A 13,604-nucleotide genomic window follows, 5' to 3' on the forward strand; every position below is an offset into this window, starting at 1 on the left:
CAACGCGGGAGCGGCAGGGCTCCGGGAGGAAAAGAGGAGGACTGGTTTGAAAAAATACTGGGAGTTGTTTATCGCCTTCGCAAAAATCGGTGTGATGACCTTCGGCGGCGGAATGGCGATGCTGCCGATGCTGCAGCGGGAGGTGGTGGAGAACAAGGGCTGGGCCACCGAGGAGGAGCTGGCGGACTATTTTGCCATCGGTCAGTGCACCCCCGGCATCATCGCGGTGAATACCGCCACCTTCGTGGGGCAGAAGCGGGGCGGCGTGCTGGGCGGCATTGTGGCCACCATCGGCGTGGCGTTTCCGTCGTTGGTGATTATCTCCCTGCTGGCCGGAATTATCGACAGCTTTAATCATCTGGCATGGGTGAAAAACGCCTTTGCAGGGATTCAGGTGTGCGTGTGCGTATTGATTTTCAACGCGGTGGCGAAGCTGCTGAAAAAGTCGGTGGTGGACAAGCGGACGCTGGTGATTTTTCTACTGGTGCTGGCGGGGAGCTTTGCGCTGGATGTGACGCCGGTGGTGTTTGTGGTGCTTTCCGCTTTGGCAGGCATCGCACTGCGGCAGTTGGAGGCGCGAAAGGCATGATTTATCTTCAGCTTTTTTGGGAATTTTTTAAGGTGGGCTTGTTTGCCGTGGGCGGTGGAATGGCCACACTGCCGTTTCTGTCCCATATGGGGGAAGCCACCGGTTGGTTTACGCAGGCTCAGCTTATGAATATGTTGGCGATTTCTGAGTCCACGCCGGGACCCGTGGGCATCAACATGGCCACCTACGTGGGGTTTACCACGGCGGGCGTGCCGGGGGCGATTGTCGCCACCGTGGGAGAGGTGACCCCCTCCATCATCGTGATTTTGATTATCGCCGCGCTGTTGCAGCAATTTCGCCGCAGCAAATACGTGGAGTTTGCGTTTTACGGGCTGCGGCCCGCCTCAACCGGGCTGATCGGCGCGGCTTGTCTGGGTGTGATTTTGGAGACGCTGGTGAATTACACCGCTCTGTCGACTGAGGGGGTGGACTGGGCCGGATTGTTCAACTGGCGGGGCTTGGCGCTGGCGGGAGTTTTGCTGGTGTTCACCACTTGGGTGAAGCCCACAAAAAAGTGGCATCCTGTTGTCTTTATCGCAATTTCCGCCGTCGTTGGCGTGGTGTTCCGCTTCGGCGGAGCATGAGACAAGCGCAGCCCCACGCGGGAACCGGCATACGAAACGAAAGCCACCTGTAATGCTTACAGCATTACAGGTGGCTTGTTTGTAAAGGATATGTACTTTTCAGACGGCGGTTGCAGGGAGCTTCTTACCAATTTGAATGGAAATAGACCCAAAGGCCGCCAACCACCACCACCTGCAAAAATAAAATGGCGGGGATGCCGAATCGGAAGGTTTTGTGAAGGGTCTTGTGACGAAAGACCTTCATACCCAGCAGCGCGCCCAGACTGCCGCCAATGGCGCTGAGAAAAAACAGCGTTTTCTCCGGCACCCGGCGGGTGGTTTCATGGGTTTCCTTCCACTTTGCTTTCAGCTTGTCAAAGCCGAAAACGAAAAAAGTAATCAGATTAATCAGTAAAAGCCACGTCAGGGCAAGGCCCCAAGGAGAGCCGAGAATGAAAGCCACGGTGGAAAAGTTTGTGGCTTCCGGGAGCACAGGAAGTTTCGTTTCCATAGAGAGCCCTCCTTTAGTGAATCGGCGAACCATTCAGCCGGAAATACAAAATGAGCCGACGGGATGCTCCCGTCGGCTCATTTTAACACAGCGATCAGACGTTTTCAAGAGCACGCAGGGCCACGGCGGTCTTGGCCGCCAGCCGGGCGTTGTTGTACACAAGCTGGATGTTGCTGTCCAGAGAATCGCCGCCGGTAAGGTCCTTGATTTTCGCCAGCAGGAAGGGGGTGGTTTCCTTGCCGTGAATCCCCTGCTGCTTCGCCTCCTCCACAGCGCGGGCAATGGCCCCGTTGATGACAGCCGGGTCCATGGAATACTCCTCGGGAATGGGGTTTGTCACCAGCATTCCGCCGCCAAGGCCCAGCTGCTGCTGAACGTGGAAGGCTTTTGCCAGCTCTTCCGGGGTGTCCAGACGATAGTCCACGCCGAAGCCGGATTTCCGGGTGTAGAAGGCGGGCAGTTCCTTCGTGCCGTAACCAATGACGGGCACGCCGTGGGTTTCAAGATACTCCAGCGTCAGGCCAAGGTCCAGAATGGACTTTGCCCCAGCGCAGATCACCATGACGGGGGTGTGGGCCAGTTCTTCCAGATCAGCGGAGATGTCCATGGTGGTTTCCGCGCCCCGGTGAACGCCGCCGATGCCGCCGGTGGCGAAGACGGAGATGCCCGCAAGGCTTGCGATAATCATGGTGGTGGTGACGGTGCAGGCCCCGTCCCGGCCCTGCGCCACCAGTACCGGCAGGTCCCGGCGGCTGGCCTTGGGAACGCCGTGGCCGGTTTTGCCAAGATAGTCAATTTCTTCTTTGGAAAGACCGGCTTTCAGCCGCCCCTTAATGATGGCGATGGTGGCGGGGACGGCGCCGCTGTCCCGCACAAGCTGCTCCACGTTCAACGCCGTCTCCACGTTCTGGGGATAGGGCATACCGTGGGAAATGATGGTGGATTCCAGAGCGACCACGGGCTTGCCCGCGTCCAGCGCGGCGCGCACTTCGGGGGAGATATCCAGATAATTGTTCAGCATAATGATTCCTCCGTGTATAATTTTTGATTAAAAATGACTGATTGTAAAATAATTTGCTGAAAATCGGGGGATTAAAGCGCTTTTAAGATCCCGGCGCGGCGGCACAGCTCGTCCGCCTGCATCGCCGGGTTAATCGTCTCTCCGCTCTCCATGGCGATGGAGGAGGCGGCAAGCCCCAGCCGAGCGGTTTCCTCCAAATCCGAGCCGCGGAGATATGCCCAAGTGATGGCGGCCATAAACGCGTCGCCGCAGCCAGTGGTGTTCACCATCGACCCGGGGATTACCGGAAGCTGCACGGCGGCGTGGTGGTCGGCGGCAAACACGCCGTCGCCGCCCAGCGAGATGAACACCCGTCGCAGTCCGGTTTCCAGCAGCGCGTCCGCCGCGCGGCGAAGACTTGTTTCATCCCGGATTTCCACGCCGGAAAGCAGCTCCGCTTCAATGCGATTGGGCTTGAGGGTGTGGAGCTTTCCTAAGATGGGGCGGAGCTTCTCCGCCTTGGCGGTGGAGACAGGGTCGCAGAAAATGGGGGCAGTGCAGTGGTCCGCCAGATAGGAAAGGGCCTCGGCAGGGGGATTCGTGTCCGCCACCACTACCTGCGCGCCGTCCAGCAGCTTCTGCCGCTGGGCAAGAAACTGGGGCGTCAGCCGCTGGTAAATCTCCATGTCGCTGACGGCAAGGGCCATGTCGCCCCCCTCGTCAGTGATGAAGAGATAGGTGGAGGTGTGCTCCCCCGGCAGAAAGGGGGACTGGGATACGTCGATGCCTACCTCTGCGCAGCCAGCGGCAATCTTCCGGGCGTTTAGATCGTCGCCGAACACCGTCATCAGCCGCACGTCCAGCCCCATAAGTGCCATGTTGTGGGCAATGTTCCGGCCCACGCCGCCAAGGCTCATGCGCACCCGGCCGGGATTGGAGTCCCGGGCCACCGGCACCTCGGCGGGCCACCCGCCAATGTCCATATTCACGCCGCCCACCACCGCCGCGTAAGGTGCGGTGCGAACAATGTAGCCTTTCCCGGCGATGCAGCCCTTTTTCATCAGGTTAGAGATGTGAACAGCCACGCTGGAGCGGGTGATGCCCGCTTTTTCCGCCAGCTCCTGCTGGGAAATCAGGGGATTTTCCTCAATCCAGTTGAGCAGTTGGCGCTCCCTTTGGGTCATGAACTTCACCTCTGTAAGCTTTTTGATATTTAGTAATCACATGTTTATTTTACGCGTTTCAGGCAATTTGTCAAGAGGAAAATCAACGGAGTTTCTCCGAGAATGCATCAGAAGATATTTATTGCGGGAACTCCCTGCGTTTGATTTCCGTCCAAGTGGAAAAAGGAGGTTGATTTGGGTGAAAAAAGTGCGGATAGCAATCTTGTCGCTGGCTTTGTGCGCGTTTCTCGCGGCCTGCGGGCAGGTTGCGTCCCCGTTGGCGGACGGAGGAGGGGCATCTTCTTCGGCGGAGACCTTAAAAGGAGAAACCTTATCGACGGAAACGGTGACCGTGTGCCGGATTGTGGACGGAGCGGAGACGGGAGAACTGCTGCTGGCAGAGCTGAACGGAGCGGAGAACGGCATATATCTCCTGTCGACGAAGGGCCTCCCCGTGACGGTGGATGGTCAGTCTGCCGATGCAAAGGACCTTGCCGACGGCATGACGGTGGAGGTAGAGCATTCCGGTACGGTGCTGGAAAGCTATCCCGCCCAATTTGCGCAGATCGTCTCTTTGCGGGCGAAAACGCCGACAAATGGCAGCTATAACGACCTGTGCGGACTGTGGCTCAAGGTTTTGGACGATTTGTGGAGCACAGACCCGGGCCTGAACGAAATGGAGGACGGCGGGACGGTTCCCTATGTGGGCGTGGATTTAAGCGGCGTCCCCGGCGACCTGACGGAGACGGAAAAGGCCGCCGTGGCGTGGCAGTTTGGGCGGCTTCACGGAGCACAGGCCCTGACCGGAACCTTTGACGAGCTGGCGGAGCAGGGATTTATTGACAAAGAGCGGCTTTTCTGGGAGGACGGCGTGCTTTTTTCTGTTACGGCGGACGGGCCGGGCGAAACGGCGGCGTACAGTCTGCCAACCCTGACCTTTGGCGCGCAGAAGTGGCGCGGCGGCGACGGGGCGTATTTCTTTTCCGACTGCGTATGTGTCTGGCCGGAGCGTGGCACATGGACGGAGTACAGCATCGGAAGCGAGGCCATCTCTTGAGTGAAAATCCCCGCCGGACGCGTATCGTCCGGCGGGGATTCCTTGTTGCGCCAAGGGAAATCCCATGCTATAATGTCTAAGAAGCGGGCAGGATATTGAAGCCGCTGCTTCCACGGAGTTTTCCTACATTATAATGTCCGGTTTTGACCGGCTGAAATCAGGAGAGTGAGCATGACCGCAAAAGAATTTCAAACGCGTTCCCTATTTCAAATTTTTATCGGCTATTTCAAGCCCCACCGGCGGCTTTTCTTTTTGGACATCGGCTGCGCTTTTGTAATGTCCCTCATTGATCTGGCGTTTCCCTTTGTGTCCCGGTGGTGCATGTATACCCTGCTGCCCGCAAACGCGTGGCAGGCATTTTTTGCCGTCATGGCGGCGGTGGTGGCGGCCTTTACCCTGCGGGCGGCCCTGAGCTACGTCATCGCCTATTACGGGCACACCTTCGGCATTCTGGTGGAGGCGGACATCCGCCGGGACCTGTTTCACCACATGCAGGAGCTGGATTTCCGTTACTACGACAAAAACCGCACCGGCCAGTTGATGAGCAGGCTCACCGCCGACCTGTTTGACATCACGGAGCTGGCCCATCACGGGCCGGAGGATGTGTTCATCTCCTTTGTGACCATTGTGGGGTCCCTTGCGGTGATGTTTTCCATCCAGTGGCGGCTGGCGCTGGTGATCGCGGTGATTCTTCCTGTGTTTTTCGCCGTGGTGTGGAGTTTCCGCCGGTCCATGGCGGAAGCGTCGGACGCTGTGAAGCGGAAGACCGCCGCCATTAACACGGATATCGAGTCGGGCCTGTCCGGCATCCGCACCGCCAAGGCCTTTGCCAACGAAGCGGCGGAGCTGCGCAAGTTCGACCGGTCCAACGAGACGTTTAAAACCTCCAAGCGGATGTTTCATAAAGCCATGGGCCGGTTTAACGCCGCCATGGAGTTTTTCCTGTGCATGTTGCAGGCGGCAGTGATCGCCGCCGGCGGCTGGCTTATCATGCAGGGGCAGATGAACACCATCGACCTGATTACCTTCAGCCTGTATATCACCACCTTCGTCAGCCCCATCCGGAAGCTCTCCTCCTTTATGGAGCTGTTTGCCAATGGGTCCGCGGGCCTGAAGCGCTTTGCCGAGCTGATGCGGGAGGAACCTGCGCTGAAGGATGCGCCGGGCGCGGAGGACCTTTCCCGGGTGGAGGGCCGGGTGGACCTGGACCATGTGAGCTTTGCCTATCGGGACAATCTGCCGGTGCTTCACGACGTTGACCTGCACATCCGCCCGGGCGAAACCGTGGCGGTGGTTGGCTCCTCCGGGGGCGGAAAGTCCACGCTCTGCCAGCTGATTCCCCGGTTTTACGATGTGTCCGGAGGCAGCGTGCGGCTGGACGGGAAGGATGTTCGCCATGTGAAGCAAAGCTCCCTGCGCCGCAACGTGGGCGTGGTGCAGCAGGAGGTATTCCTGTTTGCCGCCAGCGTGCTTGAAAACATTCGCTACGGACGTCCAGACGCTACCGAAGAGGAAATTTTCAAAGCCGCGAAGGAAGCGGAGATCTACGATGATATCTGCGCCCTGCCCGATGGGTTTGACACCTATGTGGGCGAGCGGGGAACCTTGCTCTCCGGCGGGCAGAAGCAGCGCATTTCCATTGCCCGGATTTTCCTAAAGGACCCTCCGGTGCTGATTCTGGATGAGGCAACCTCCGCGCTTGACAGCGTGACCGAGGCGAAAATTCAGGCCACCTTCGAGCGGCTTGCCAAGAATCGCACCACGCTGATGATTGCCCACCGGCTTTCCACCGTCCAAAAGGCGGACCGGATTCTGGTGGTGGAGAACGGCGAAATTGTGGAGCAGGGCCCCCACGCAGAGCTGCTGGCGAAAAACGGCGCGTATGCCCAGCTTTACCGCACGCAGGAGCTGCGCCATGGATAAAACGAAGCTTTTAGACAGGGCCGCGAAAAGCGGAGAGGAGCGGCTGATTTTGGCCCGGGTGCTGGACCGGCTGGAACAGGCCCAAAGCCGCAATATTCCCGCTGCCACGGATTTTCTATCCCCGCAGGAGCGGACTTCCGCCGAGGTGCTTTTGCGCCTTGCGGGCGTGGGGGAGACGGAGTATGTGTCCATGGGCGGCTATGAAGGGGCGGAGCGGCGGATTCTGTTGTTCCTGCCGGACTGGATGGACACGGAAACAGCGGCGGAGCAAAGTCCTCTGCGGTGCCTGCGGGCGAAATACCGCCCGGAATACGACATTGGTCACCGGGACCTTCTGGGAAGCCTGATGGGCATGGGCGTGACCCGGGAGAAGATCGGAGACATTCTGGCGGGAAAAGAGTCCTGCGATTTGATTGTGCTGGAGGGCGTGGCGGATTTTTTGCTGCAAAGCTGGGAGCAGGCCGGGCGGGCAAAGCTGAGCGTCTCCGCCATTTCGGCGGAGGAGCTGTCCGTGCCGGAGGAGCGCTTTGAGGAGGTCCGAGACACGGTGATGAGCCTTCGGCTGGACGCGATTGCCGCCACGGGCTTTAAAATGGCACGGGGAAAGGCCGCCTCCCTGATTGAGAGCGGACGAGTTCAGGTGAACTGGCTGGAATGCACCAAGCCGGACCGCCTGCTGGCGGAGGGAGACACCGTTTCCGCCCGGGGCGTGGGCCGATTTACGGTGACGGAGATTGGCGGTATGACCAGAAAGGGCCGGACGTCCATTGTGGTTCGGCGGTCCGTTTGAGGAGGCGCGCATATGCTGGAATATGAGTTTGAAACGGTTCCCTGCGACAGTCTAGACGGATACAGCCTTTTTGGCGGCGTGGGCATGGAAACTGTGGACCATCAGGAGGCCATCCGCCGCCGGGCCACTGAGGGCTGGCGGTATGCGGGATTTGTTCCCCGGCTGCAGAGAGCCGGCGGCTTTATTGAGACGATTGACTTGATTTTTGAGCGGGAAACCCCCATAGAGTGACAGGAGGAACTGCATGGAGCAAGCAAAAATTGACCGCATCAACGAACTGGCCCGCAAGGCGAAGTTGCCCGAGGGGCTTAGTGAAGAGGAGACGGCGGAACGCACTGCGCTGCACAAAGAATATGTGGGGGCGGTGCTGGGTAATTTACAGGGACAGTTGGACAATACCGTGCTTCTGCGGCCCGACGGGTCCAAAGAAAAGCTGAAGAGGAAAGAGAAGTGACGCCAATGACCCCCGAGAAACGAAATCAGGACAGTGACTGGGGCCATTGGGCGCTGATCGTCTTCCTGTTCGCAATAGGCATTTGGCCCGTGGCGCTGTATCTGCTGTTTTCAAAGCTGTTTGGCAAGGGTGGCGGCAGGAAAAAAGTCGCGCCCGCGTCCTCCGTGCGCCCGGGCATGGAGCAGTCCGGCCAGCAGGGGCATGTCGGCGGTCGGGCCGAGGCCGCGGCCCGGAACCTGACCCGTCCCCCGGCGGTGAAGCGGTCTAATTCCCGGACCATGAAAATTATCGGCCTTGTGGCGATGGGAATCGGCATTCTGGCGGCTGGCGACCCGGCTGAGATGATGTTTTCCGGTTTCAGCGGATATCTCTGGGAGCTCCTGCAGTATCTGGCCATTGCGGCGGGCGGTCTGGGCCTGTTTCTCGGCGGGCTGAGTATGGATGCGACAATGCGCCGCTATGCGCGCTATTCCGCGGTGCTGGGAGAGGCGGAGGCCATCTCCGTGGAGGACCTGAGCCGAAAGCTGGGCTGGTCCAGACGGCGCGTGGAAAAGGATTTGGAGAAAATGATCGACCGGGGCTATTTCGGGTCTCAAGCCTATCTGGACCAAATTCAGGGCTGCTTTTTCCGCAGCGCCCGGGCCGAGGAGGCCCACCTTCGGCAAAAGGAGGCGGAGGACCCCGCCCGTCAGCCGCCCAAGGAGGCGGAAGAGGGCTATTCCGGCATTCTGCGGAGCATTCGCCGGGCCAACGAGCAAATTGCCGACCCTGTTTTGTCTGAGAAAATTGACCGTCTGGAGGACGTGACCGCACGTATTTTCCGCGCGGTGGAAGCGGACCCGAAAAAGCAGGGCCGCATCGACACGTTTATGAACTACTACCTGCCCACTACCCAAAAGCTGCTGGACTCTTACGCGGAGTTTGACGCGGCGGGCGTGGAGGGAGAGAACCTGCGTCAGGCCAAGCTGCGGATTGAGCAGACCATGGATTCCATCGTCGCGGGCTTTGAGCACCAACTGGACGAGCTTTACAAGACCGATGTGCTGGACGTAGACAGCGATATCCGGGTGATGGAAACCATGCTCCGGCGGGATACCGCCAGCGTAGAGCGGGACTTTGGTCTGGGCGGACCGGAGACGGGAACTCCCTCCTCCGGACGAAGCCGCGACGTGGACCTGGGCGGCACGGCGGCCCAGACACAAGAGGAGTAAAGGCCCCACGGGCGCAGCGAAAAAATGGAAAAGCGCGAAATTGACTGCATTCGGGTGGTGGAGAAGATGTTCAAAACGGTGCAAGGCGTTGGGCTTTACTGCCATAGTGTAGGCGAGGGGAAGCCGGTGGTGCTGCTCCACGGTCTTGGCTGCGACCACCGATTGATGGCCGGGTGCATGGAGCCGGTGTTTGAACATCGGCCCGGCTATCGGCGCATCTACGTGGATTTGCCCGGCATGGGCCGGTCGGACGCGCCTATGGAGCGGGCCTTTTCGGATGATATTTTGGAGCTTTTGCGGGGCCTTGTGGCCGAGCTGACGGCGGGAGAGCGTTTTTTGCTGGCGGGGGAGTCTTACGGCGGCTATCTTGCCCGGGGCCTTTTGACCACGGAGCTTGGCCCGCTGACGGATGGGCTGCTCTTGATCTGCCCGGTGACCGTGCCGGAGCCGGAAAAACGGGTGGTACCCTTGGTGGACGCCCTCCGCTATGACGAGGAGTTCCTCCGGGAGCTGGGGCCGAAGGAGCGGGCGGCGTTCTGCAATCTGGCGGTGTTGGCAAACCGGCGGGTTTACGAACGGTATGAAAAAGAGATCGCTTCCGGGTTGAGCCTTTCAAACGGGGAATTTGTGGCGGAACTGCGGCGGAACTATGCCTTTTCTTTCGATGTGGACGCGCAGGTCCGAGCGCTGGGCTTTGACCGGCCTGCGCTGCTGCTGGCTGGTCGGCAGGACATCTGCGTGGGATACCGGGATTTGTGGAAGCTGCTGGAGGATATGCCCCGGGCGGCGTTTGCCCTGCTGGATTTGGCAGGCCACAATTTGCAGATAGAGCGTCCTGAGCCGTTTGTCGCTCTGGTAAAGGACTGGCTGGACAGGACGGAGAATTTTTCCTAAGCGGCCCGCTTCCTTGCAGATATGAAAAAAGGACGGGGGATTGCCAAGCTGGCAATCCCCCGTCCTTTTAATTTAAATATCCAAATAAACCAAAAGCGTCTAAGCGCCATGCAAATGTTTAGGACTGCGCCCCAAAACGACTGGGCCACGTCAAAAAGCGGAAAAGGCGCGCGTTGCAAGTAAACATCTGCTCGACTCAGCGCCCCTCCTGAAGGTCAGCTCAGAATCACCGCCAGCACGAAACCCAAAAGGCAGCCGAATGCCACCTGAAGCGGAGTATGCCCCACGAACTCCTTCAGTTTGACCTCGTTTTCAAGATCGCTGCTGGCAAGCTCCAAAAGCTCGTTGAGTGCCTTGGCGTGCTTGCCTGCCTCCAGCCGCACACCCATGGCATCGTGCATAACAATGATTGCCAGAATAGCGGAGATGGCAAAGGTTGCCGAGTCCAGTCCGCACTCCAGCCCGGCGGTAACGGCCAAAGCCGTCACGGTGGCGGAATGTCCGCTGGGCATTCCCCCGTCTCCAACCAGACGACGAATGTCCAGCTTTCGATTGACCAGAGCGTAGATGATTACCTTTAAAACCTGCGCGGTAATCCAGGCAATCACCGCATTTATTAAAAGGTGGTTGTTCCATAGCGTCATATTGTGTCAATGCCTCCCCGTACTGCAGGAATTGGCCGCGGCCCGCGCCGCCACACTTCGACATTATAGCACATACTAACCGAATGAGCCAGCATATTCGTGTAAAATCGCGCCTATTTTTAAACTGTCAAAAAAGCCGTGCTTTTAAGACAGAACTATTTTATGCGCCGGAAATTCTGCCCATGCCGCAATAAAGTGATGCTATGGGCAAGCCGGAAAAAACCCGCGCTGCAATAGCCCGCACGGGCGCACACAAGCCCTGCAAGCGCTTGCCTCGGCGGGGCAGGGCAGCTTTGCAGCTTCGACAAAAACCGGCGCAGCCCACTGGCCGCGCCGGTTTTTTTCATAGCGAAGCGGCAACTGCACCGCAGTGAAGGGCAGACTGAAAGATATGCCCAAGAGCCGGGAGCAGGTTTCCTCAGTTGGCCTTTCCGGAAGCAATCGCTTTTTGCAGCCAATCCTTGCCGTCCACAAAGCGGGCCACCACATAGCTGATGACATAGTCACCGGCAGAGTTGATCATGGTGGCGGGGGGGTCCACCAGATTGCCAATGGTGATGGCAATGGGATAGGCCAGCTCCAACTGGGTGGGGAAGAAGACGGAGCACATGATAAATTCGCCGATGTAGCCGCCGCCGGGGATGCCGCTCATGCCCACGGAAGAGAACACCGCCACCAGAATGATCTTCAGGAAGGTGCCTACACCGTCAAACGGAATCCCGAATACGCCGAACAGGAACGCAATTTTCAGCACGCAGGAGAAGCAGGAGCCATCCATATGCATGGTGGCACCCAAAGGCACCACAATCTCGCTGACATCCTTGGGAATGCCGGTTTCCTCAGCCACTTCCATGTTGGTGGGGATGGTGGCGACGGACGAGCAGGTGCCAAGGCTGGTGACGGCGGGACGAAGAATATGCCGCAGCATCACCTTTACCGCGCCCTTGCCGCCGCCAAAGCGGGCAAAGAGAGGAAATGCGGTAAATATATAGATAAGGCAGAGAGGATAGTACACCAACAGCGCGCGGACATAGTTCTGGGCAATGCTGGAGCCGTAGGTTGCCACCAAATCGGCAAAGAAGCCGAAAAACGCGATGGGTGCGTAGTAGGTGATGATCTTGACCACCTTCATCATGCAGTTGGACAAATCCTCCAGAAACTTGCCCACCAGAGAGTCGGGCCCGCCGTTCATATTCACGCCAAAGCCAAAGATGATGGAAAACACAATCAGAGGCAGCATAGCCCGGCGGCTCAGCAGGGCCACAAAGTCCTCTGCGGTGAGGAAGCTGACAATCAGCTCCGCGATGGTTTTTTGCTCATCCACTGTTCCGGCGGGAATGTCCTGCCAGGGGACCAGCACAGGAGGAATCAGCTTCATCAGAACAATCATGATGACGGCGGCAATGGCCCCGGTGACCACAAAGGTGGCGATCGTGGTGCCCATGATCTTACCGGCCCGCTTGGCGCTTTTCATGTTGGCCACCGCGCCGGAGATGGAAGCGAACACCAGAGGAACCACGATGCAGAACATCAGGTTGATAAAAATCTGGCCCAAGGGCTTCAGGATAGAAGCGCCGGAGGCAATCACGTCGCCGTTTGCGTCCTTCACGTTGGGGAACAGGGCGCCCACGACGCAGCCCAGCACAATGCCGCATACCATGCAGATCAAAAGGCCGTAGCTGCTCCACAGGGAGCTTTTCTTGCTCATAAATTCAATCCTCTCTTTCACACACAATGGGGGGAGTTCAAACACGCTGCGTTATTTTGCGGGGCGAAGTTCCTCATCGGTAATTTCGCCCTTGCAAACAATGTTGGTAGGCCCTGTCAAATACAGGGACCGGATGCCGGAGCCTTCCCGCTCCACGTCCACGATGAGCTGCCCACCGGTCATATCTACCCGGACGCCGGAGCCGGAAACCTTGCCCTGCAAGGTCAGAACCGCCGCGACGGAGCCGGTGCCCGTGCCGCAGGCGTAGGTAAAGTCCTCCACGCCCCGCTCAAAGGTCCGCTCGTAAACTGCGTCCTCGCCGGTAAGCTCGTAGAAATTCACGTTGGCGCCCTTGGGGAAGGAGGGGTGATGACGCATGGCGCGGCCCAGCTCCCGCAGCTCGTTTGCATCCGCGTCCCGCAGGCCACGGTAGGGAACCACGGCATGAGGAAGACCCGGATTGCCCAGCTCCACATAAGCGCAGGAATAGCGAACGCCGTCCACCTCAATGGGGTGCTCCAATTGGATGGTGGAGGGGTCATTCAGACGGATGCGATAGCGCCGCTTGTCAATGCGCTTGCCGGTGATGATGCCCGCCATGGTTTCAACGGTCTGCGTTTCCCCGGCAAGACCGGTTTCATAGCCATACCGGCAGATGCACCGTGCGCCGTTTCCGCACATTTCGCCCACCGACCCGTCGGCGTTGTAAAACCGCATTTTGTAGTCTCCGCCCTGTGTGGGCGCGTCTACCACCATCAGGCCGTCCGCCCCGACGGACAGATGCCGCTCGCACAGCGTCCGCGCCAGATCCGAAAATGCCTCGGGCGGCAGGCCTTCCTCCAGATTGTTCAGGACAATAAAATCGTTGCCCGCGCCGTTCATTTTCCAAAACTGCATCGGGTGTGCCCCCTTCCGAATTTACTTGCTTTATTATATCAGCAGATTCCCCGCAATTACACTGGAGAATGTGCTAAAATCCATGCAAAAAGTGCGGCCTTCTTTGCGTAATTAAAAAAGCGTGGGCCTGAGAACAGCGCAAAAGAGCGCTTCTCAAGCCCACGCGGCGGTTGTGTCGGTTAAATCGGCAGGGAAGGAAA

15 protein-coding genes are annotated in these 13,604 nt (G+C 58.6%); 9 read left to right on the plus strand and 6 right to left on the minus strand.

Annotated features, from left to right (window positions below; genetic code table 11):
• Window positions 1-46 precede the first annotated feature (46 nt).
• The gene (locus RTU96_RS02990; protein ID WP_312634858.1) at window positions 47-589 is read left to right on the plus strand and encodes a chromate transporter; all 543 of its coding nucleotides are present in this window, start codon (window positions 47-49) and stop codon (window positions 587-589) included.
• On the plus strand, window positions 586-1,173 hold the full coding sequence (locus RTU96_RS02995) for a chromate transporter (protein ID WP_312634859.1): 588 nt from the start codon (window positions 586-588) through the stop codon (window positions 1,171-1,173). Before RTU96_RS02990 ends, RTU96_RS02995 begins: the two co-directional genes overlap by 4 nt.
• 124 nt (window positions 1,174-1,297) lie before the next feature.
• Here RTU96_RS02995 and RTU96_RS03000 read toward each other — a convergent pair whose 3' ends face one another.
• From RTU96_RS03000 to RTU96_RS03010, 3 genes are all read right to left on the minus strand, one after another.
• Entirely contained in the window at window positions 1,298-1,663 is a 366-nt protein-coding gene (locus RTU96_RS03000) for a DUF1294 domain-containing protein (RefSeq protein WP_293008018.1), read from the minus strand.
• A gap of 94 nt (window positions 1,664-1,757) precedes the next feature.
• On the minus strand, window positions 1,758-2,684 hold the full coding sequence (locus RTU96_RS03005) for a pseudouridine-5'-phosphate glycosidase (protein ID WP_312634860.1): 927 nt from the start codon (window positions 2,682-2,684) through the stop codon (window positions 1,758-1,760).
• A 71-nt stretch (window positions 2,685-2,755) separates the two neighbouring features.
• Window positions 2,756-3,847 carry a PfkB family carbohydrate kinase gene (locus tag RTU96_RS03010; protein ID WP_312634861.1) on the minus strand — a complete coding sequence of 364 codons (1,092 nt, stop codon included), beginning with the start codon at window positions 3,845-3,847 and terminating at the stop codon, window positions 2,756-2,758.
• 178 nt (window positions 3,848-4,025) lie between these two features.
• On the opposite strand from RTU96_RS03010, the gene RTU96_RS03015 reads away from it, so the two are divergent.
• The 7 genes from RTU96_RS03015 to RTU96_RS03045 all read left to right on the plus strand — a co-directional run bounded on the left by RTU96_RS03015 (window position 4,026) and on the right by RTU96_RS03045 (window position 10,155).
• Window positions 4,026-4,883: a hypothetical protein gene (locus RTU96_RS03015; RefSeq protein WP_312634862.1), complete on the plus strand. Its 858-nt coding sequence runs from the start codon at window positions 4,026-4,028 to the stop codon at window positions 4,881-4,883.
• 171 nt (window positions 4,884-5,054) lie between these two features.
• Window positions 5,055-6,806 (plus strand): ABC transporter ATP-binding protein, encoded by a 1,752-nt coding sequence (locus RTU96_RS03020; protein ID WP_312634863.1) that lies wholly within the window; start codon window positions 5,055-5,057, stop codon window positions 6,804-6,806.
• Window positions 6,799-7,596 carry a YlmH/Sll1252 family protein gene (locus tag RTU96_RS03025; RefSeq protein ID WP_312634865.1) on the plus strand — a complete coding sequence of 266 codons (798 nt, stop codon included), beginning with the start codon at window positions 6,799-6,801 and terminating at the stop codon, window positions 7,594-7,596. Before RTU96_RS03020 ends, RTU96_RS03025 begins: the two co-directional genes overlap by 8 nt.
• 12 nt (window positions 7,597-7,608) lie before the next feature.
• The gene (locus tag RTU96_RS03030; protein WP_312634866.1) at window positions 7,609-7,827 is read left to right on the plus strand and encodes a DUF4177 domain-containing protein; all 219 of its coding nucleotides are present in this window, start codon (window positions 7,609-7,611) and stop codon (window positions 7,825-7,827) included.
• Window positions 7,828-7,840: 13 nt separating this feature from the next.
• Window positions 7,841-8,050, plus strand: coding sequence for a DUF896 domain-containing protein (locus tag RTU96_RS03035; protein WP_312634867.1), 210 nt, complete (start codon window positions 7,841-7,843; stop codon window positions 8,048-8,050).
• 5 nt (window positions 8,051-8,055) lie between these two features.
• Window positions 8,056-9,261, plus strand: a complete 1,206-nt coding sequence (locus tag RTU96_RS03040) for a 5-bromo-4-chloroindolyl phosphate hydrolysis family protein (RefSeq protein ID WP_312634868.1) — start codon at window positions 8,056-8,058, stop codon at window positions 9,259-9,261.
• Window positions 9,262-9,285: 24 nt separating this feature from the next.
• Window positions 9,286-10,155 carry an alpha/beta hydrolase gene (locus tag RTU96_RS03045; protein ID WP_312634869.1) on the plus strand — a complete coding sequence of 290 codons (870 nt, stop codon included), beginning with the start codon at window positions 9,286-9,288 and terminating at the stop codon, window positions 10,153-10,155.
• A gap of 215 nt (window positions 10,156-10,370) precedes the next feature.
• On the opposite strand, the gene RTU96_RS03050 is transcribed toward RTU96_RS03045, so the two are convergent.
• The 3 genes from RTU96_RS03050 to dapF form a co-directional block, all read right to left on the minus strand.
• A complete protein-coding gene (locus RTU96_RS03050; RefSeq protein WP_312634870.1) occupies window positions 10,371-10,799 on the minus strand; it encodes a divergent PAP2 family protein in 429 nt (142 codons plus the stop codon).
• Between the two features lie 418 nt (window positions 10,800-11,217).
• Window positions 11,218-12,507 (minus strand): dicarboxylate/amino acid:cation symporter, encoded by a 1,290-nt coding sequence (locus RTU96_RS03055; RefSeq protein ID WP_312634871.1) that lies wholly within the window; start codon window positions 12,505-12,507, stop codon window positions 11,218-11,220.
• Window positions 12,508-12,558: 51 nt separating this feature from the next.
• Window positions 12,559-13,404: a diaminopimelate epimerase gene (dapF, locus tag RTU96_RS03060; protein WP_312634872.1), complete on the minus strand. Its 846-nt coding sequence runs from the start codon at window positions 13,402-13,404 to the stop codon at window positions 12,559-12,561.
• Window positions 13,405-13,604 lie beyond the last annotated feature (200 nt).

Origin of the sequence: Oscillibacter sp. (assembly GCF_032018205.1) — a bacterium.
Classification (GTDB): domain Bacteria; phylum Bacillota; class Clostridia; order Oscillospirales; family Oscillospiraceae; genus Oscillibacter.

Excerpts from the sequence above, each read along its gene's own strand:
- dapF (WP_312634872.1), bottom strand. The coding sequence starts at position 13,404 with ATGCAGTTTTGGAAAATGAACGGCGCGGGCAACGATTTTATTGTCCTG.
- RTU96_RS03055 (WP_312634871.1), bottom strand. The coding sequence starts at position 12,507 with ATGAGCAAGAAAAGCTCCCTGTGGAGCAGCTACGGCCTTTTGATCTGC.
- RTU96_RS03020 (WP_312634863.1), top strand. The coding sequence starts at position 5,055 with ATGACCGCAAAAGAATTTCAAACGCGTTCCCTATTTCAAATTTTTATC.
- RTU96_RS03030 (WP_312634866.1), top strand. The coding sequence starts at position 7,609 with ATGCTGGAATATGAGTTTGAAACGGTTCCCTGCGACAGTCTAGACGGA.
- RTU96_RS03010 (WP_312634861.1), bottom strand. The coding sequence starts at position 3,847 with ATGACCCAAAGGGAGCGCCAACTGCTCAACTGGATTGAGGAAAATCCC.
- RTU96_RS03050 (WP_312634870.1), bottom strand. The coding sequence starts at position 10,799 with ATGACGCTATGGAACAACCACCTTTTAATAAATGCGGTGATTGCCTGG.
- RTU96_RS03000 (WP_293008018.1), bottom strand. The coding sequence starts at position 1,663 with ATGGAAACGAAACTTCCTGTGCTCCCGGAAGCCACAAACTTTTCCACC.
- RTU96_RS03035 (WP_312634867.1), top strand. The coding sequence starts at position 7,841 with ATGGAGCAAGCAAAAATTGACCGCATCAACGAACTGGCCCGCAAGGCG.
- RTU96_RS03005 (WP_312634860.1), bottom strand. The coding sequence starts at position 2,684 with ATGCTGAACAATTATCTGGATATCTCCCCCGAAGTGCGCGCCGCGCTG.
- RTU96_RS03040 (WP_312634868.1), top strand. The coding sequence starts at position 8,056 with ATGACCCCCGAGAAACGAAATCAGGACAGTGACTGGGGCCATTGGGCG.
- RTU96_RS03045 (WP_312634869.1), top strand. The coding sequence starts at position 9,286 with ATGGAAAAGCGCGAAATTGACTGCATTCGGGTGGTGGAGAAGATGTTC.
- RTU96_RS03025 (WP_312634865.1), top strand. The coding sequence starts at position 6,799 with ATGGATAAAACGAAGCTTTTAGACAGGGCCGCGAAAAGCGGAGAGGAG.
- RTU96_RS02995 (WP_312634859.1), top strand. The coding sequence starts at position 586 with ATGATTTATCTTCAGCTTTTTTGGGAATTTTTTAAGGTGGGCTTGTTT.